The following is an 18,824-nucleotide window of genomic DNA, read 5'->3' as shown; positions in this document are numbered from 1 at the left end:
CCTCTCAGGTTGTCCGGGTCAGATCGGGCTTGCCGAGCGCATGCAAGGCGGGAAGGACGGTTCGGGCGAATCGCTGCTGGTTGGCCAGCACGGTCTCGGGTGACAGGTTGCCGTAGGCCGAGACGACGATCAGTCCGCCGGCATCGGTCCGCCGCACCACTTCGCGGATCTGGTCGACCACCTCGTCGGGCGTTCCCCAGGGCTGCAGGTCGGCCAGGAAGCGCGCAAACGCATCGCGACCGTTCTTCGCGATCGTCCGCGCGATGTTGCCGTAGTACTCGTAGCCCGGGATGGCCGCCATCGCCGGATCGGCGAACCCGTAGTGGTCGATCGTCGAGCGGTAGTACTCCACCACTTGCTCATACAGCTCGGCGGCGACCACGAGGTCGTCATGACACGCGTTGAAGATCACGACCATTGGCTTCGGTGGATCGACACCCTGGTGCAGACGGTACTGCTCGGTGTACCGCTCGACGTCGCCGATCGTTTGTTCCCAGGGCTTCTGCAGGAAGATCATCATCCCGGCACCCACTCGCGCCAGCGTCTCGGCCGACGCGGGCGAGATCGACGAGGCGTACACCCGACCGCGAAGTGGCGACAACGGACGCGGGCGCAGCTCGAGGTCACTGATCCGGCCGGTTTCGAAGGCGTCGAGAACATCGGTGGCATACCGGTCGAACAGGGCGCGGGACTGGTCCATCGGGACGCCGAAGCCGTCGAACTCCTGGCGGGCCAACCCGCGTCCCATCCCCAGAATCAGTCGGCCGTCCGACAGGTGGTCCAGCACGCAAATGTGTTCGGCCAGGCGCACCGGGTCGTGCCAGGGCAGTACCGAGACCATCGTGCCGAGCCGCACGGTCTTGGTGCGCCCCGCGACCCAGGTCAGGAACTGCAACGGGTCGGTCGACATCGAGTATCCGGCGAAGTGATGTTCGACGGCCCAAACCGAGTCGAATCCCAGTCCCTCGGCCGCATCAGCCAACGCCATCTCGGTGCGCCACACCTCGTGGTCGGGACGCCCGTCGAGATTTTGGAAGAAATGTCCGTGCCCGATCTGCATTCAGTCGACACCCTCTGCGATAACGATCGTGCACACCTAGCTGGTGGCACCCATGCCGATCACACTAGCATTCAACCTATGAGTTGTTAGCGATCGTTATCAAGATGCCGGGACGGAGCCCCAGCGGACTATCGGGCGGAACTCCGGTGCGCCACCGCGCCGGAATAGCGCGCGGCATCTACCCGGTCGACACCGACCAACCGAAGCAACGCTTGCGCACATGTCAGATCAGCGTCCCGACCGAGACGTCCATCCAAGATCCCGCGGATGACTTCGAATGAGGCCGCGATGGCCATCGTCAGGATGGTCTCGAAGTCGTCGATCACGAAGACACCCTCAGCGACCCCGCGCTTCAGCATCGCCCCCGCCTGCGGCCGAATGATGCGTTCGAAACGCGACTCGGCCTGTTCCAGATTGATCAGAAGACGCGCAAGATCCGGGTTGTCGTAGGCGATCCGGACGATCGCCCGCGTGGAGGCCACCACCGCTTCGGCCGGGTGCGCGTTCGCCGGGGACTCCTCGATCGACCGGGCCAACGAGACCAACGCCTGTTCGACGACGGCCTCAACGACATCGTCCTTCACTTTGAACTGGTTGTAGAACGTTCCGAACGCGACGTTGGCGCGCTCGGTCACATCGCTGACGCGGAGCCCGTCGAGGCCGCGTTCGGCGATGATCTCGCTCGCGGCCTTGATCAGCGCGGCGCGGGTCTCGGCCTGCCGGCGCACCGCACGCGACGGCGCCTTTGCGTGGTCTGCCACGACAGACAGCCTAATATTGATCGCTGAATCAGTCTTGATTCATGAATCATTTAGTGGTTAGCCTGCATGCGTGGACGCAGAATCAAGAACGGCCGTTATCGGAGCGGGGATCGCCGGCCTCGGCGCGGCCCGGCGAATCATGCGAGCCGGCGGGACTCCGGTGGTTTTCGAAGCGGAGAACAGAGTCGGTGGGCGCATCAAGACCGTTCGGCGCGCAGACCGGGCATACGACGTCGGCGCGTTCATCTACCTAGGCAGCTACGCCGAGTGCACCCAGGAAATGCTCGAGGTCGGTCTGGAAGCCCAGATGCACAAGTTCGACGCCTTCGGCGCAATGCCACGGTCAGGCAAGCTGAACTACTTCGATCTGAGCAGTCCACTCAAAGCCCTACGCACCCCTTACCTTTCGATGGGCAGCAAGATAAAGCTCACAAAGCTTCTGCGGTTTCTGGCTAAGCACTGGTCGGACCTCAACTACACCAGCGCCGCCGGTGTGGCCGCGATAGACACCGACACAGTGACCAGCTACTGCCAGCGCGAACTCAACCAGGAGATCCTCGACTACATCGCCGCCGTGGTGGTTCGGGGTCCATGGCTGAGCGACCCGTCCTACGCCTCCGTCGGACAACTGCTCTGGACGCTGAAGAACTTCTTCAAGCCCTACTTCTACGGCCTCGACGACGGTATGGACGCATTCCCCCGCGCGATCGCCGCGACGTTGCCCGATGCCCGGTTGAACACCGCCGTCCTCAATGTGGCGGACACCGGCAAGGGCGTGGACGTGACCTACGTCCAGAACGGGCACGAACACACTGAGCAGTTCGCGAATGCGGTCATCTGCACAACCACCGGTGTTGCGCTGGAGATCTATCCGCAGATGGCGGGTTTCGCGCGCGAGTACTACCAGGACACCGAGTACATCTGCAGCGTGAACACTCACATCGCACTCGGTACCAGACCGTCAAACCCAGCTACCTACATCATGTGCTCACCACGCGAGCAACCTGACCTGTGCGGAGTCATCGTCGACCACCTGAAGGCCAACAATCGCTGCCCCGACGGTCAGGGCATGATCACCACCTTCTGCCGGCACGAGTGGTGCCTCGATCACCTTGACGCGCCGGATGACGAAATCGTCGAGGCAGTCCTACGATTCGTGAAACCGTACTATGGCGATCTCAGCTCTCAGGTCGTCGACTACGAGATCGGCCGTTGGCGCGACGTCGTGCCGATCATGAGTCTCGGACGTTTCAAAGCCGTCGACCGATTCATGCGCGAGACCGATCCCAACGCGCGGGTGCACCTCGCCGGAGACATCGGCCCCATCCCCGGTGTCAACGGGGCGCTGGTCTCCGGGCAAGCGGCGGCCGACAGGATCATGAATCAACGCAAAATTCGCGGGCGGATCACAGCATGAGCAGCACGATCCGGCTGTCGGAGAGCGACCGGCCAGTTGCCACCGTCCAGCGACCGATGTCGCCGGTCAGGTGGTGGGCCGCGTTGGGCGCGATCGCGTTGGCGTTCCAGACCGTGATCCTGATTCGTTGGATCAGCGGACCCTACTTCGCCCGCGTCGACCCGGGTCCCACTCCGCTGCCGAGCTGGATGAAGGTCGCACTGGTAGCGCTGCAGATTGCGCTGCCCATCGCCGCGACGGTGGTGCTGTATTGGTTTGTGGTGCGGCCGTGGCGTCGGACAGGGCGCGTCGGACTCGACGGCTTGATGGCAATATCCTTCCTGTTCTTATCTTTTCACGATCCGCTCAGCGCGTACTTGAATCATTGGTACACCTATAACGCGTGGCAGGTGAACATGGGGTCATGGCTCAACAGTGTGCCGGGAGCGCTGGCGCCGGGTACGCCGACCCATCAGGTCGCGTATCCGCTGCTGATCGTTCCGCCTGCGTACGTGGTGATCTTCATGCTGGTGACCAGCATGGGTACCGCGGTCATGCGTCGCGCAAAGGCGCACTGGCCCGGGATGCCCAGACTCGGGCTCGTCGCCATCTGCTTCGCCATCATGGTGCCGTTCGACATCGTTTTCGAGGGAATCGTTTTCATGCCGCTGGGGTCGTGGGAATACCCGGGCGGCCACATCAAGATCTTCGCCGACACCTACCACGGCTATCCGCTGAACGAGGCGCTGACCACCGGAGTCATTTTCACAATGTTCGCCTGCATCAGATACTTCGTCGATGACCGCGGGCAGTCGCTGGCCGAGCGCGGAGCGGAGCGGCTCGGAACTGGAGTCCGCGTCACGGCAATCCGATTACTGGCCGTCAGCGGGCTGATCACGCTGGCGATGACCCTGGGTTACTCGCTGCCCAACATGTGGTTCGGAGCCCATTCGACGGCGTGGAACGAGGATGTTCAGCGACGGTCCTATCTGACGTACACCTGCGGCGAGGGGCCTGCCCTAGCCTGCCCGGCGCCGGATGTTCCCCTGCTCCGCAACGACAACCGAGACGGCGGTGCGAACGGGAGAGAGTTCGGCCAGCTGTTTCCACCGGTGTACCCCTATGACCGCGGATAACGCATTCCAGTCCGAGAACGAACGGATCCGGCAATGATCTTTGCCCGAACAGGCGACACGGCGACGTCCGAACCCACGGCGACACCCCCCGCCGTGGTACAGCCGCGCCAACTGCGACCCGTACTGTGGTGGGCTTCGTTCGGTGCCCTATGGCTCACCTTCATGGCCATCGTGCTGATTCGTTGGGTTACCGGGCCCTACTTCGAAAGAGTTCCGGTCGGCGCCAGTGATCCGCCGATGTATATGAAGGTCTTTCTGATGGGCCTGCAGATCACCATGATACCGGCGATGGTGATCCTGTTGTGGTGGTTCGTGGTTCGGCCCTGGCGTCGCGAGCGGACGGTGACCGTTGATGGCGCACTGACTCTGGCGTTCTGCACGCTGTTCTTCCAGGATCCACTGTCAAACTATTTCGGCCCGTGGATCACCTACAACTCCTGGTCGGTCAACCGCGGGTCCTGGGTCAACAGCATTCCGGGGTGGCTGTCCTACGGTGCGCCGGGCGCAACCGTTGTCGAACCGCCGCTGAGCATTGTCGGTCTGTACGTGGTGATCATGACCGTGGCGGTTCGTATCGGTGTGGGCACGCTCAGATGGGCCTCGCGCAGATGGCCCGGCATGGGCAAGCTTGGCCTCGGCCTGATCTGTTGGGCCGCGATGTTCATATTCGATGTCATTTTCGAGGGCGTCATCTTCATGCCCCTCGGCGTCTGGACCTATGCGGGCGGTCACTTCAACATCTTCGGAAACACCTACCACGCATTCCCATTGCACGAAGCCGTCCTGGTCGGAATCCTGCTCACCGCTTACTCGTTCCTTCGCTACTTCGTCGACGACCGGGGCGCAACGATCGTCGAGCGAGGGTCTGAGCGCGTCCGAGCGACCCCAGCCCGCAAAGGCGTCATCCGCGCGCTGGCGATCATCGGCGCAGTCAACGCGATTTTCCTCGCTATCTACACGCTGCCGCATCTCGTTGTCGGAGCACATTCGCGGGAATGGAACGACGACATCCAAAAGAGATCGTACTTCCTCAACGGCATCTGCGGCGACGACACCGGCCGTGCGTGCCCCGGACCCACCGTACCGCTGGTGCGCAACGACAACTCCGGCGGAGATGGCGGCTCGGCCTACCTGGGTTCTGATGGGCAACTGCACGTTCCTCCGGGAGTTCACCTACCGCCAGCGGTCCGGATTGACCGTGGCGCCCCGGGGGGAAACCGATGAGTGACAAGAAGATCCAACTGTGGTGCGTGTATTCCGCATTCATCTTCATTGCCGCCTTCCTGATCGGCTGGGTCGGACTTGCCGGGTTCGTCCCGCCGCCCTCACCCAACGACACGGCTGCCCAGATTGCTCACTTCTATCGAGACCGGCTGACCCCAATCCGGGTCGGACTGGTGCTGTCGATTGTCGCCTCCGCACTGTTACTGCCCTGGGGCGGCGCAATTTGCGGCCAGATGCTTCGAATCGAAGGACACCGAGCTCCGCTCACCTGGGCGTGGATTGCCGCGCAAGGCTGTGTGGTCATCGAGTTCGTGTATCCGTGTACCTTCTGGCTCGTCGCCGCGTTTCGTACCGAGGATGAAGCCCGCGTCCGGACCTTCAACGATCTGGGCTGGCTGCCGTTCCTCGGCATTGTCTGTACCGGCATGTTTCAGATGGTGGCATTGGCAGTACTGACCATCCGCGATGGTCGCGCCGACCCGGTCTTCCCCCGCTGGTTCGCCTATTTCCAGCTGTGGTGCGCGCTGGGGGTCGGCCTGACCTTCGGAGTGTTCATCTTCAAGAGCGGCCCAATGGCGTGGAACGGTGCCGTTGGATTCTGGATTCCGGTGACCTTCTACTTCATCTGGGTGGTGGTCACGACGTTGGTCACAGCGCGTGCGATCACGAGCGATGACTGTGACCGCACCCAGGGAAGCCTCTCGGACCGCGTCGCCGTTCTCGAATCCGAGATCAGTGCGCTTCGAGAGTCTGTCGGCTACAAGGCGAAGGCCGGCCACCAGCCAAATTTCAGATAACTGTGAACGTTCGTTATCACGATTGTTAGGGTTTCCGCATGAACCAGCTAGTGAGCCACCTCGGCGTGGACGCATCGAGCAACCTGAGCGTGTTCCTGTTCTGCGCAATCTTCACGTTCGCCGTGGTGACCGCACTGTGGGTGGTGGGCCTGGTGCAGGGCAACCACTCGATGATGGACGGTTGGTACGGGTTCGCCTTCGCGGTGCCAGCGTTGTTCGCCTACCTGATCGTCGACGCACAGTCGGTCACCGCGGCGCTATTGCTCTTCATGGTGATGCTGCATGGCGGTCGGCTCGGTTGGTATCTGGCGGCCCGGTGGCGGCGGTATGTCCCCAAGTACGGCGGCGACCCGCGCTATCTGCGTTTCGTCGAACAGATGAGCCCGGGCTACTGGTGGAAGAGCTTCTTCCGGGTGATGGAGCCACAGGCCGTCATCATCGTGCTGATCGGAATGCCCGCCGTGGTCGGCATCCTGGCCAACCGCGAACCCAACGGCGCCATCGGTCCGCTGGCCTTCGCCGGCCTGGTCGTCTTCGGCGTCGGCTTCTACTTCGAAACCGTGGCCGACGCGCAACTGCAGTCCTTCCTCGCCCTGGACAAGCGCCCCCGCTACCTCAACACCGGCGTCTGGACCCACACCCGCCACCCGAACTACTTCGGCACCACAACGGTCTGGTGGGGTATGTGGCTCGTGGCGGTCGCCGGCAACCCCACCTACTGGTGGACGGTGGCGGGGCCGATCATCAATACCATCATGCTGACCTCGGTGCTGGGGTCGGCATTTCAAGACAACTACATGGGGTCCAGGCCGGAATATCAAGAGCTGATGGTGCGCACGCGCAGGTTCTTGCCGTTGCCGCTATCCCAGGAGGCCATTGCCCGCAACCACGACCGGATGGCTGCCGCCCGGGCCAATAACAAACTCTCGCAGAGCAACTCCGCATGACGTACGACGCGATCATCGTCGGCGGCGGGCATCACGGGCTGACCTGTGCCTCCTATCTGGCCAAGGCGGGTAAGCGCGTTGTGGTGCTGGAGCGCAATCCGTGGCTGGGCGGGATGGCCTACTCACGGGAGACCGTCGCGCAAGCACCGGGATTCGTGATGAATCCGTGCGCCGTCGACCTGCTGTTCACGAATCTGGAGCCGTCGATCATCACCGAGCTGCAGCTGGAATCTTTTGGTCTGCGGCAAGCGAGCCCCGAGCCCTGGGGCTCCTATCTGGGACCCGCCGGCGAGTCGATCGGTTTGTGGCGATCGCTGGATCGCACCGTCGACGAGATCCGGCGCTACTCCAAGCGTGACGCCACCAAGTTCGCCGAGCTGTGCGGAATGTGGTGCGACTTCTGGTATGTCGCGGCTCCTTACCTGATGGACCACCCCACCCGGCCCAGAGCGCGCACGATCGCCGAACTGGGCTGGCGGGTATTGCGGAAACGCAAGTCACTGGCGCCGGTGGTGCGCATGCTCATGGCCTCACCACACCAGCTCATCGAGACGTTGTTCGAATCAGAGGAAGTCAAGACGCTGCTCGCGGTGTACGCGTCGGGATCGGAAGCACCGCTGCGTGAGCCGGGTTCCGGCGCGGTTCTCGGCGTGATCATGATGCACATCGGCTGGGGGATCAAACGCCCCATCGGCGGGATGGCGGAGTTCACCAAGGCGCTAGCCGCCTGCCTACACCATCACGGCGGGGAAACGCGAACCGATGCCGCGGTCGAGGAGATCATCGTCCGCGACGGGGCGGCGAGCGGCGTACGCCTGCGCGATGGCCAGACGCTCTTCGCGCGGCAGGTGATCGGCGCGGTCGACCCGGTCACCCTGATGTGCGGTCTGGTTGACTCCGCCCACGTCGCCGAGCCGGTCCTCGATGAGCTGCGCAATATCCGGATCAACGGCTGGGGCATCAACAACGCCAAGATCGATGTCGCCCTTGACCATCGGCCGGGATTGCTCTGTGACCGGCCCGAACTGTGGGGCAGTTACATGCTGATCGCCGACGATCGCTCGTACGTCGACCGGGCGCTCGACGGTGCCATGCGCGGCGTCCTACCCGCCGAGACCCCGATGTGGGCGTTGATGCCCTCGGCTGCGGACCGTTCGCAGGTACCCGCCGGGAGTGCGGGCGACACCATGTACCTGTTCTGCACCGCCGTGCCGGACCGCTTCGCCGACGGCAGCGATTGGGAGGAACACCGAGCACCGTTCGCCGACCAGGCGGTCCGCACGTTCGACGGGGTCGCCCCCGGCTTCGCCGACGCGGTGATCGGTTCGTGGGTCAAGAGCCCCAACGAGCTTCGGCAGATGACACACGACGGCAGTTATGTAGTGGTGGACATGTCGCTGAATCAGATGGGTCCCAACCGCCCGACACCGGCGCTTTCGGGTTACCGCACTCCGATACCGGGGCTGTGGCACACCGGGGCAGGCGCGCATCCGATGGGCGGCGTGCACGGCTGGGCGGGCCGGACCACCGCACGGCAGGTACTCAAATCGCTCTGAGCCCCTGCCGTGCGGGATGGTGTCAGCGGAAATCCATCCAGTGGCCGTGGGGTGTCCACCCCATGTGGAAGGGGAGCTCGATCTTGCAGATCGGCCCCGCGGTGATGTCGTCGGTGTCGAAGATCTGGAACTCTCCCTTGCGCTCACCCCACCAAGCCACCGGGACGATGATGTAGCCGTCGCCTTCCGGGGCGTCCTTGGTGCGCGGGGCGAACGAGCCTTCCAGAACGGCGGCGAGCTGGTGGTCGTCGCGGATCTGGTACACCTCCTCGGTGCATTTCTCGACGTCGTTGCGGATCAGGCTGTCCATCCGCATACCCCGGCGTTTGGGCTGCCCGCCGATTTGGAAGCCGTACCGATGTCCCTTGCCGTAGTAGCGCTGGTCGACCTTGCCGATCTCGGACGGCAGGTCGGACAGCTGCTCGGCCTTGGTCTCCCCGGTCGTCAGGTTCACCGTCCACCGACCCAGGTAGCTGGCCGCATTGCTGAAGAACAATGCCGCTTGATCACCCTCGCTGAAGTGGTTCTCCATCGGGAAGGGCGGCTCTTGGAAGATCGGAGCGTCGAGCACCAGGCTGTCACCGCGGATATTGGCGGTCATGGTGTGCATGACGTACTGGGCCGGCAGGTCGGTGTTGATCCACCGGATCTCGCCCTGCAGGTCGTGCCGCGGAATCAAGGCGATGATGATCGGCAGATCGGGCTCCCAGCCGAACACCGGCAGACCCTTCTTGTTCCGTTCGGCGTCGATGATGAAGGGCTGGAAGGGCATCACCACCCACTCCGGGGTGAGCCAGATATCGTGCGCCACAGTGTTGTAGGGCGCATCGCTCAATGCGCGGGTTTGCACCGTGCCATCGGAATGAACGTAGTGCATGGTGATGTACGGCGCTTGATCACCATAGGTCCAGCCGTACAGGATTCCGCTGTCCTCATCCCACTTGGGATGCGCACAGAACGCGCCATCGCCGAAGGCGACCTTGTCATGGATACCGCGCGACAACGCCGGCGCCCAATCCACGATCCCCTTGGTTTCGAGGGTGATGGGATCGATGACGCTCGGCGGGGCGCCCAGTTCGCCTGACGCGATCAGTTCGCCGGCGTGCGGGAAGATGTTGATGAAGTTGGTGCCCTGCGGGGTGTGAGCATTCTCCGGCGTCCGCTTGACCGTTCCGTAGCCGTAGTCACGGTAATCGCCGAAGCCTCCGTCGGAGTATTCGAACATGCTCCGGCCGTACTTCTCTTCCAACAAGTACTTCGGGGTCCGGATCCACCTGTTGCGGAAGTCGGCGCGACCGTTTTCGAACACCAGGCCCTGGACCATGCCATCCATGGCCAGCAGCGGAGTGCCCCCTTGGGCGAACGGTCGTTTCCAGCACGGTCCGGTGCGGTAGATACCGCCGGCAAGATCCTTCGGAATCTCGCCGTGGGTGACAATGCACTCCTCGACGGTCGCTTCGAACCGCATGGGGGCGAACGGCCCCTTGGTGGTCACCGTGTCCGGTAGGGCGTAGCTCATTGGGCTTCCTATTCGTCGGGTGGTCCTGCAACGCCCCGTCAGCGGGCGTCCATGGCATCGATGCTAGTGCGACAGCCATATTTTGTAAACGATCGCTCACAGTCGGGCGGCCCGTGCCGCGCTGGCCCGGTCATCGCCAGACATCCGCCAGGTCGGCAAAATAACCAGTTAGAGTGCCATTTTGTGGGTGGCAATACTCATCCCGGGCACGGCGGCCGGCCGGCATTGTCTTTGATCTCACATTGACGTGAACGATCACTCGCAGAAGTCGGGGCACGGTCGCGCAGGATCGCGCTGCGGAGCACGACGAAGTTGAGTCCGGCGAACATGACCAGAACCATCCCGACCCGGATTCTTATGTGAGCCCCATGGAAGTGGGCGGCGACCCCAGCCGATGAACAGCAGCACGAGATATCCGATCGCGCGAAAGGCTGTGGCCGTCTGCACACGAGTTCCGGTCAGCGCATCCAATCAGCCCCTCCCCTCAGATCGGTTCACGCGAAGTCGTGGCGAGTGGGCCGGCCAGCAGGTTGCGGGCGGCCCGGGTCCCGAACTCGACAGCAGTGTTCTGCCCGGCCGCTGACATGAAGTCGGCCGCGTATTGGATCGGCGACGCAGGATCGAGGGCCGCGTTGAGGCGTCCGATCTCGCGATAGGCGCCGATGCGGGTAAACGGAAGCGCACGCTCCCACCGAGTGACGTGGGTGTAGTCGACCGCCCCACGCAGTTCGGGAAACGATCTGAAGACTCGCTCCAGAGAGTGCTCGACGAGCACCTCGTCGGGTTCGTCGATCATTCTCTGCGATGCGCCGGTCTCCCACAGGCAGCTCAACAGTCCGCGCCCGGCGGGGGCACGATCCGGAGACTTGTTGTGGTCCAGGAACATCAGGGCGATATCGGGACTCTCTGTCGAGGGGAACATCAACAGGAACGCCGGGCAGTCCGGCGGGCGGGTAGTGCCGATCGCGACGCTGACACATTGGGTGTAATCGAGACTGCGAGACAGCGATCCGAGTAGGTCGCGATCGTCGGGGCAGATGGCTGCGGCCTCGGGAAGCACGCAGCTCACGACGGCGGCGTCATATTCCGAAACCACTCCCCCTCGGCAGACCCGCACGCCCCCATGGGGAAGTCTGCGCACCTCGGTCACCGGCGTCTGGAGGTGGATGGCAAGCCGCCGACAGAGCTCATCGACCATTCGATCCTGACCACCCACCACCGTCTGAATTCTCGCCGTGAAGATGTTGGCGATGCCGGAGAACAATTCGACCTTGGAGACCTTGTCAGTGTCGGCGATGAGCATCGTCCGCACGATCGGTTCACACAGGTAGCTGTCCAGCTCCGACCCGAGGGCGCGCAGCGCGTAGCCCCGCGCGCTCTCGGTGTCCAGTGGCGCCGCTTTGGCCATATCGGCGTAATCCAGCCTTCCCCGCAGCTTGGCCATTGCGACATCGACTGCCAACCGCGCGACCCGCACCTTGCCGCCGACCGAGAGCAGCGGCGTCCGCAAGCCACTGCGCGCCATCCGGTTCATATCCAACAGATGGATCTCACCGTTGCGCGCAATCGCGACATAGGGTGCGGTATCGGTGATTTGGACACCGAGTTCGGCCGCAAGCGCAAGGTAGCCGTGATACGTCGAACCCAGCGCGGACGCACCGGTGTCCATTGCGTAGCCGCGGGCGCGCACGGTCTGCACCCGGCCGCCGGCGGTATCACCCGCCTCGAAGACCTCCACGTCGCAGCCGCTCTGCTGAAGTCGATATGCGGCGGTCAAGCCCCCCAGGCCCGCGCCGATAACGGCGACACGTCTCACCGCCGGCCCCCTTCGCCAATGTCGGCAAGACGCGGGAGTGCCTTGCGGATGGTGTACGTCATCACGAAGAACCAGATCCAGAACGTCACGAACGGCAGGTAGAACCCGAACAGGCCGTTCCAAGCAAGAGGACCCGACTTGAAGAAGAAGATGAAGCTCAACGGAATGAGGTCGAGCATGAACAACACGTTGAACCAGCCGACCCATCGCGGGATGAGCGGGTCGGGGTCCGAGTCGGCGAACGACGCGTAGATCAACGTCAGGACGACGAAATAGAACGGTGCGATGACGCCCAGGAATTGCAGCCAGGCAATATCGTTGAGCAGCAACACCAAATCGGGTGATCGTTCACCCCGGAACGCTGCCGTCAACCACCATCCGGCCGGGTAGGCGGTGAGCAGCACGTTGGTGGTGCCGGCGATCAGCTGGCACATCGTCAACAGGCCGATCCGACCCTCCACCCCCGAGATCAGCTTGGCCAGGATCGCCGTCCACGGCACGTAGAACATGGAACCGATCAACACCAGCACCATCCCGAGCTTGATCCTGGACGCGTGGTGTTGATAGATGCCGGCAATCTGCTCTGCCCCCCAACCTGGTGGCTGCGAGGGAAAGAAACGAGCCAGCGGCAGGATGCCGATCATCAGAAACGCGATGTAGACGAATCCGCTCCAGGAGGCACGCTGAAGGACCCGCAGGTTCGCCCCTGGTGACATCATGATCGCGTCCTCCGCATACATCGTTAACGATCGTTGACGTTACGGTATTTGCAGCGCTACTGTCTCAAAAATGTCACGGTCGGAGCTCGTCGCGATCCGCTCGGTGGTCCACCAACTCGTCGAAACCTTCGGCGCCGCCGACTACTACCAGCAACAGGTGGACCAGGGCGGACATTGCGCCGAGCTGTGGAATGCACTGGGCACCAACGGATATCTCGGTGTGCACCTGCCCGCAGAGTATGGTGGCGGCGGGCTGGGCCTGGCCGAACTCTCCGCGGTGGTCGAGGAGACCGCGTTCGCCGGTTGCCCGCTGCTCGCGCTGTTGTTCTCCGCGGGCGTCACCGGCACCATCCTGGACCGTAGTGCCAGCGCCGCGCAGCGTGAGCGCTGGCTACCCGGTATTGCAGCCGGGCGCACACGCCTGTCCTTCGCCATCACCGAACCTGATGCCGGATCCAACGCCCACCGCATCGCCACTACCGCGGTCCGCGCCGGTGACCGCTACATCCTCAACGGGCAGAAGGTATTCATCACCGGGATGGAGTCGGCGGACTGGGTCATGGTGGTAGCCGCAACTGCCGGCGCCGGATCGGGGCGGCTGTCGGTCTTCATGATCGAAGGCTCATCGCCGGGCCTGACATGGACGCCCATCCGCACCGTGATGAATCAACCCGACCGGAGCCATCAGGTGTTCTTCGACGACGTCGAGGTGCCCGCCGATCAGCTCGTCGGGGTCGAGGGTGCGGGATTGAAGATCGCGTTCACGGGTCTGAACACCGAACGCATCCTCACGAGTTCGATCTGCACCGGCGTCGGCCGCTACGCGCTTCGGCGCGCGGTCGACTACGCCAAACAACGGAAGGTGTGGGACCAACCGATCGGTGCGCATCAGGCGGTGGCACATCCGCTAGCCGCAGCGCATATGCACGTCGAAGCCGCACGGACGATCACCGACCGGGCCTGTGCCGGCTACGACGCCGGACGTGAAGTCGGCGAGCTGGCGAACATGGCCAAATACCTCGGCGCGGCGGCCGGCTTAGCGGCCCTCGACGCCGCGGTCAACACATTGGGCGGTAACGGCGTCACCTACGAGTATCGACTGGCGCCGTATTACTGGCTGGTGCGCATGCTCAACATGGGTCCGGTGTCGAAGGAGATGATCTTGAATTTCGTCGCGGAGCGGTCGCTGGGACTACCCCGCAGTTACTGACGCCGAGGAGGCACGGTCATATGGAACAGAAAGTCCAGCGGGTCCTCATCTGGACCGGCCCCGCAATGCTCGTCCTATGGCTGGGGGCGTTCGTTTTCATCGCCGGCTTCATCCCACCGTCGGCACCGAGCGATACTGCCGCCGAAGTGGTCACGCGGTACGCACGCGACCACTTCGGCATCAAGATCGGCATGGTCATTTCGATGCTCGGCTCGGCCCTGCTCGTACCCTGGGCGGTCGCGATCAGTGGCCAACTCAAACGCATCACCGGCGCGAAGGCCCTGGCCGACGTGCAGATGGTGTCGTGTGCGCTGCTGTCCCTGGAATTCATCACTCCGATCGGAGTCTGGATGGCCGCGTCGTTCCGCTACGACGGTCGCGGGCCCGAGATCACCCAAGCCCTTCACGATCTCGGCTGGATTCTGTTTGTCACGGTCATCTGGTCATTGTGGGTTCAGCTGATCGCGATCGGCGCGGCCATCCTCATCGATCGATCGCCTCAACCGGTACTGCCGCGATGGGTTGGCTACCTGCAGATCTGGGTGGCGATGCTCATCCTGCCCGCGGGAATCGTGTTGTTCTTCAAGACCGGGCCGTTCGCCTGGAACGGCCTCGTGGGCATCTACATCCCGCTCGTCGGCTACGCCACCTGGATGCTCGCGACGACGGTCGCCGTCGATCGGGCTCTGGTGCGTCAGATCGCGGCGGCCGCGGCCTCCTGAGCCGAGATCGCCCGGAACAGCATGGTGGCCGAAACGACGATCCACGCGAAGAACGTCACCACAGGCAGCCAGAAGGCCAGCAGGCCGTTCCACGCGAATGGTCCACTGCGGGTGAGGAATGCGACCGCTCCGGTTTCGAACATCAACGCCGTCCACGCCGTGTAGTACCCGAACCACCGCGGGAACGGTGAGAACTTGGCAGCGGCAGGCAGAAAACTGGCCGCAGCGATCGCCACCCACATGAAGATGTAGTACTGGTCGGTCGTGACAAATGTCAGCATGGCCAACTCATGCATGATCGCGGTGACCTCGGGCGCCCTGGTCGGCGTGAACGCCGCGGTTCCCCAGAAAATGGGCGGCAGCACCAGCGGGACGGACATCAACGTGCCACCGGCGAAGGCAGTCGCCGCCCACACCGGAAACCCCTTCTCCAGCCGGGCGATCTGTGCCGCCACGACGATCGTGATCGGCACCATGAACCCACTGGTCCAGCCGCAGATCATGGCGCCGACCTTGATCTGGCCGCCGTTGTCGAGGTAGAAGTGGGCGATGTCGCCGGCGCTCCAGCGAGCCGTCGGTGGCGGCATCATATGCAACAGTCGCCACCAGACCAGCCCGTAGACCACGGTCCAGGCCAGACCCCACCACAACAGAATGCGTTGGGCACGTGCAGACATCGGCTACAACGCCGAGCTGACGACGGAGGTGGCCGGGCCCGCTTCGTGTTCACGTTCCTGTTCTTTGATCGCACGCAACAACATCGCCGAAATCAGAAACAGCCAAATGGTGAAGACCACCACCGGAATCCAGAAGGCGAGCATGCCATTCCAGGCCAGCGGGCCGGACTTGAAGAACGGGATCAGAATTCCGGGTAGGTAGATGATCTGCGCCCACAGGTTGAACCAGCCGAGCCACCGGGGCAGTACTGGCTTGGCCGATTTGTCGGACAGTACGGCGATCGTGATCGCCATCCCCTGGACGAAGATGGTGCAGACCGGCCCGATGAACAACATCCACGCCATATCGTTGAAACGGTGGGTGATCTCGATGTTCTCCATCGGGCGGAACGCCGCCGCCTGCCACATCATCACCGGCACGATGAAGATCAGCACGAACACCGACCCCATGCCGAGCTGGGTGTAGGCCATCGGCGAGAACCGGCCTTCGATCCGCTTGAGCTGCACACTGATTGCCGCGGCCCACGGGCAATAGATCGCGCCCCCGAACCCGACGACGATCAGTCCGGCCCGGATCCGGTTGCCGTGGTCGTTGAACATCTGGGCGATGGCGGTGGCGTCGAGGCTCGGCGACGGCGGTGGGATGAAGCCTGCCAGGAGGAAGAATCCCACCACCCAGGTCACCGCACAGGCCGGACCGGCCCAGGCGCAGATGCGTTGACTACGCGCGTTCATCGATAGCCACTTTCCTCTCCGGCGAGCGTTCGCTGCGACGCTAGATTATTTGAGACGCTGCGTCAATAAATTTGATGGGTCAATTAGGACCCTGCTCTATACTGCGTGGTGATGGCGGACTTGAGGGAACGCAAGAAGGCAGCGTTGCGCGCGACGATTGTGCGCAGCGCTATCAAGCTGTTCGTCGAACGGAGTTATGACACAGTCGGTGTCGAGGAAATCGCCGACGCGTCGATGTGTTCGCGCAGCACGTTCAACAGGTACTTCGGCACCAAGGACGACGTCCTGTTCCCCGGGGCACGCGAGGTGGTCGCCGGCCTGCGTGATGCCTTACATGGCGCAAGTGCCACTGCCGACCGGTGGGCGGTCGCCCGCATCGCGGTCATCACACAACTGAGGGTGTTTTTCGATACCTTCGACACCGATCTGCGCGTCACCTGCATGCGGCTGTGGTTCACCGAACCCGCTCCACGTAGGCGCTATCTGGAGATCGCCTACGAGTTCGAGGAGATTCTCAAGGGGTATTTCGCCACCGGGCTGCCCGACGATGCCGAGACGCACATGCGTGTTCAGGTGCTGGCTTCGGCGATGGTCTCCGCGCTGCGGGCAGTCCTGCACGCGACGATCGAGTCCGGAAACGATGTCGGCGAACTCGCCGAATCGGCGTTTGCCATGATCGAGACCGGTGTTCCGGCCACTACCCTCGCGTCGTTGCGCGCGGCGGCCGCCAGCTGAATGGTCAGCGAGCGAAGGCCGCGACCATATTGCGGAAGGCGGCATCGCTTTCGGCGCCGGTGATCGGCGGCACGTACGGCGTGTGCAGGACGACGTGTTCGAGGAGCCCGTCGAATCGGGCGAACTGCTCACGAGCTTCGTCGGGTGTTCCACTGATCGCGAATGTGTCCAGCAACGCGTCCGATGTGGCCATTTCCAGAGCTGCGGGCCCCTCGGTGAACAGGGCGTGGACCACAGCGTCGCGATCATCCTGTAGCCCCATGAATTCGATCACCGTGGAACTCACCGGGAATGCCACGTAGTTCCCGACGTTGATCCGCGCGATCCGCCGCGCCTGTTCCCGGTCCTCGGACACGCTGCACAGAATCAGTGATGCGATATCGATGTCGGCGGGATTTCGACCGGCCTTGAGGGCTCCGGCAGCGATGTTGGGACGTACGTGTTCGGTGACGAAGCGTGGCGTGTTGAGGTACCCGAGTACCCCGTCGGCCACTTCACCGGCCATCTGCAACATCGCGGGCTTGAGTGACCCGAGATAGATCGGGATCCGCGGTCGCACCAGTGTGCGCCCACCCCACGGGTTGAAAGGCGGCTGCGCCAACGAAAGGAAGCGCCCGTCGTGCTCGATCGGCTCGCCGGTCTCGAAGTGCCGCCACACTTTGCGTACCGCGTCGATGTACTCCCTCATCCGGGGCAGCGGGTGGCTGATATCAGCGCCGTTGTAGACATCGGTCCAGCCGGCTCCCCCTGTGCTCATGCCGAGGATGGTTCGTCCACCGGAAATTTCGTCGATATCGGCCGCGGCGTTGGCCATCTCGAACGGCGTACGACTGGAGGCCGTCGCGATGCCCGTTGCGAGTTGGATACGGGAGGTCGCCTTGGCATTGAGCGCATGGGTGATGAAGGGATTGCGGAAGAACTCGTAGTCCCACAGCGAGTCGAAGCCGGCGTCGTCGGCGAGCGCGGCGAGTTCGGGGTAACGGTCGTAGGGCTGATTGAGCATCGGCAGGGAGACCCCGACGCGACTGTTCAACTGCGACATTGGCACCCCCAGAGAATCGGTAACGGGAGGCTACCAGCTGGTGTAAACGAGCGTTTGCAATTCTGGTGAGGGCCTTCAGCTGCGCCGCGCGGTGCCGTACTGCATCGCGATCCGGTTTCGGAAGGACCGGATCTCCCCTGGGAAGTCATAGGCGTCGCGCCGCAAGGCCGACCGGAAGCAGAGTCCGATCGCATACGACACGAACACCTCTGCCTCACGCGCCGGATCGAGGTCGTCCCGAACAGAACCATCAACCTGGCCCGCGGCCAGGTGTGCGGCCAGTTCTGATTCGTAGTCGGCGATCAACCGGTCGAACCAGCCGGCGAAGGTCTGCAACGGGCCAGGTGTTTCAAAGGTCAGCACGATCATCGCGCGCATGGTTTCCGGCTCGCGCTCGACGGCATTGAGCAGATCGTCGACCTGCCCCAGAACATGGTCAAGGCCGGTGCCGATGCGTTCGCCGCGCACCGCGGGCAACAGCTGGCGGGCGAACTCCTCGAAAACCGTCTGCAGCAGGGCATCTTTGGACCCGTAACGATCGCGGACCATGTTGCGGCTGAAGCCGGCGTTCGTACCGATCTCGGCGGCCGTCGTGCGTTCGTAGCCTTGGCGCGCGAACAGCTCGATTGCCGATGCCAGCAGCGCCACGGTGGACTCCTCGACCCGTTCCCTGTTGGTCTTGGGTTGCCGCTTCACGGTGCTGACCACGACGAGGATACTACACGATATCTGTTCGTGAACAGATATCTGTCTCTAAACAGAGGAACATCTG

At 63.3% G+C, this 18,824-nt stretch carries 18 protein-coding genes; 9 read left to right on the top strand and 9 right to left on the bottom strand.

Annotation, left to right across the window (positions count from 1 at the left end; translation table 11 throughout):
- Positions 1-4 precede the first annotated feature (4 nt).
- A complete protein-coding gene (locus ORI27_RS06355) occupies positions 5-1,060 on the bottom strand; it encodes an LLM class flavin-dependent oxidoreductase (protein WP_265995951.1) in 1,056 nt (351 codons plus the stop codon).
- 128 nt (positions 1,061-1,188) lie between these two features.
- Positions 1,189-1,821 (bottom strand): TetR/AcrR family transcriptional regulator, encoded by a 633-nt coding sequence (locus ORI27_RS06350; RefSeq protein ID WP_265995952.1) that lies wholly within the window; start codon positions 1,819-1,821, stop codon positions 1,189-1,191.
- Between the two features lie 70 nt (positions 1,822-1,891).
- Between ORI27_RS06350 and ORI27_RS06345 the strand changes: the two genes are divergently transcribed.
- The 6 genes from ORI27_RS06345 (at position 1,892) to ORI27_RS06320 (ending at position 8,877) form a co-directional block, all read left to right on the top strand.
- Positions 1,892-3,238, top strand: a complete 1,347-nt coding sequence (locus ORI27_RS06345) for an NAD(P)/FAD-dependent oxidoreductase (RefSeq protein ID WP_265995953.1) — start codon at positions 1,892-1,894, stop codon at positions 3,236-3,238.
- The gene (locus ORI27_RS06340) at positions 3,235-4,353 is read left to right on the top strand and encodes a spirocyclase AveC family protein (protein WP_265995954.1); all 1,119 of its coding nucleotides are present in this window, start codon (positions 3,235-3,237) and stop codon (positions 4,351-4,353) included. Before ORI27_RS06345 ends, ORI27_RS06340 begins: the two co-directional genes overlap by 4 nt.
- 162 nt (positions 4,354-4,515) lie before the next feature.
- The gene (locus tag ORI27_RS06335) at positions 4,516-5,577 is read left to right on the top strand and encodes a spirocyclase AveC family protein (protein ID WP_265995955.1); all 1,062 of its coding nucleotides are present in this window, start codon (positions 4,516-4,518) and stop codon (positions 5,575-5,577) included.
- Positions 5,574-6,374, top strand: a complete 801-nt coding sequence (locus ORI27_RS06330) for a hypothetical protein (RefSeq protein ID WP_265995956.1) — start codon at positions 5,574-5,576, stop codon at positions 6,372-6,374. The genes ORI27_RS06335 and ORI27_RS06330 overlap by 4 nt, the downstream gene beginning before the upstream one ends.
- 38 nt (positions 6,375-6,412) lie before the next feature.
- Positions 6,413-7,321: a DUF1295 domain-containing protein gene (locus ORI27_RS06325; protein WP_265995957.1), complete on the top strand. Its 909-nt coding sequence runs from the start codon at positions 6,413-6,415 to the stop codon at positions 7,319-7,321.
- Complete coding sequence (locus ORI27_RS06320; RefSeq protein ID WP_265995958.1) at positions 7,318-8,877, top strand: phytoene desaturase family protein; 1,560 nt, start codon at positions 7,318-7,320, stop codon at positions 8,875-8,877. Before ORI27_RS06325 ends, ORI27_RS06320 begins: the two co-directional genes overlap by 4 nt.
- 22 nt (positions 8,878-8,899) lie before the next feature.
- On the opposite strand, the gene ORI27_RS06315 is transcribed toward ORI27_RS06320, so the two are convergent.
- The 3 genes from ORI27_RS06315 to ORI27_RS06305 all read right to left on the bottom strand — a co-directional run bounded on the left by ORI27_RS06315 (position 8,900) and on the right by ORI27_RS06305 (position 12,931).
- Positions 8,900-10,396 carry a carotenoid oxygenase family protein gene (locus ORI27_RS06315; RefSeq protein ID WP_265995959.1) on the bottom strand — a complete coding sequence of 499 codons (1,497 nt, stop codon included), beginning with the start codon at positions 10,394-10,396 and terminating at the stop codon, positions 8,900-8,902.
- Between the two features lie 484 nt (positions 10,397-10,880).
- Complete coding sequence (locus ORI27_RS06310; protein WP_265995960.1) at positions 10,881-12,212, bottom strand: protoporphyrinogen/coproporphyrinogen oxidase; 1,332 nt, start codon at positions 12,210-12,212, stop codon at positions 10,881-10,883.
- Positions 12,209-12,931 (bottom strand): hypothetical protein, encoded by a 723-nt coding sequence (locus ORI27_RS06305; protein WP_265995961.1) that lies wholly within the window; start codon positions 12,929-12,931, stop codon positions 12,209-12,211. The genes ORI27_RS06310 and ORI27_RS06305 overlap by 4 nt, the downstream gene beginning before the upstream one ends.
- A gap of 70 nt (positions 12,932-13,001) precedes the next feature.
- On the opposite strand from ORI27_RS06305, the gene ORI27_RS06300 reads away from it, so the two are divergent.
- Together ORI27_RS06300 and ORI27_RS06295 are read left to right on the top strand one after the other, a co-directional pair.
- Positions 13,002-14,141, top strand: coding sequence for an acyl-CoA dehydrogenase family protein (locus ORI27_RS06300; RefSeq protein ID WP_265995962.1), 1,140 nt, complete (start codon positions 13,002-13,004; stop codon positions 14,139-14,141).
- A gap of 20 nt (positions 14,142-14,161) precedes the next feature.
- Positions 14,162-14,863: a hypothetical protein gene (locus ORI27_RS06295; protein ID WP_265995963.1), complete on the top strand. Its 702-nt coding sequence runs from the start codon at positions 14,162-14,164 to the stop codon at positions 14,861-14,863.
- On the opposite strand, the gene ORI27_RS06290 is transcribed toward ORI27_RS06295, so the two are convergent.
- On the bottom strand, positions 14,836-15,540 hold the full coding sequence (locus ORI27_RS06290; RefSeq protein WP_265995964.1) for a hypothetical protein: 705 nt from the start codon (positions 15,538-15,540) through the stop codon (positions 14,836-14,838). The two genes, ORI27_RS06295 and ORI27_RS06290, sit on opposite strands and share 28 nt — an antisense overlap.
- 3 nt (positions 15,541-15,543) lie before the next feature.
- Positions 15,544-16,275, bottom strand: a complete 732-nt coding sequence (locus ORI27_RS06285) for a hypothetical protein (RefSeq protein WP_265995965.1) — start codon at positions 16,273-16,275, stop codon at positions 15,544-15,546.
- Between the two features lie 111 nt (positions 16,276-16,386).
- Between ORI27_RS06285 and ORI27_RS06280 the strand changes: the two genes are divergently transcribed.
- On the top strand, positions 16,387-17,010 hold the full coding sequence (locus ORI27_RS06280; RefSeq protein ID WP_265995966.1) for a TetR/AcrR family transcriptional regulator: 624 nt from the start codon (positions 16,387-16,389) through the stop codon (positions 17,008-17,010).
- A 4-nt stretch (positions 17,011-17,014) separates the two neighbouring features.
- Here ORI27_RS06280 and ORI27_RS06275 read toward each other — a convergent pair whose 3' ends face one another.
- Positions 17,015-18,052 carry an LLM class flavin-dependent oxidoreductase gene (locus ORI27_RS06275; RefSeq protein ID WP_265995967.1) on the bottom strand — a complete coding sequence of 346 codons (1,038 nt, stop codon included), beginning with the start codon at positions 18,050-18,052 and terminating at the stop codon, positions 17,015-17,017.
- 75 nt (positions 18,053-18,127) lie between these two features.
- Positions 18,128-18,760, bottom strand: a complete 633-nt coding sequence (locus ORI27_RS06270) for a TetR/AcrR family transcriptional regulator (protein WP_265995968.1) — start codon at positions 18,758-18,760, stop codon at positions 18,128-18,130.
- Positions 18,761-18,824 lie beyond the last annotated feature (64 nt).

Origin of the sequence: Mycobacterium pinniadriaticum (genome assembly GCF_026242045.1) — a bacterium.
In the GTDB taxonomy this organism is placed as follows: Bacteria; Actinomycetota; Actinomycetes; order Mycobacteriales; family Mycobacteriaceae; genus Mycobacterium; species Mycobacterium pinniadriaticum.
Note: the sequence above shows the minus strand (reverse complement) of the source record. Positions and strands in the feature narration are given on the sequence as shown.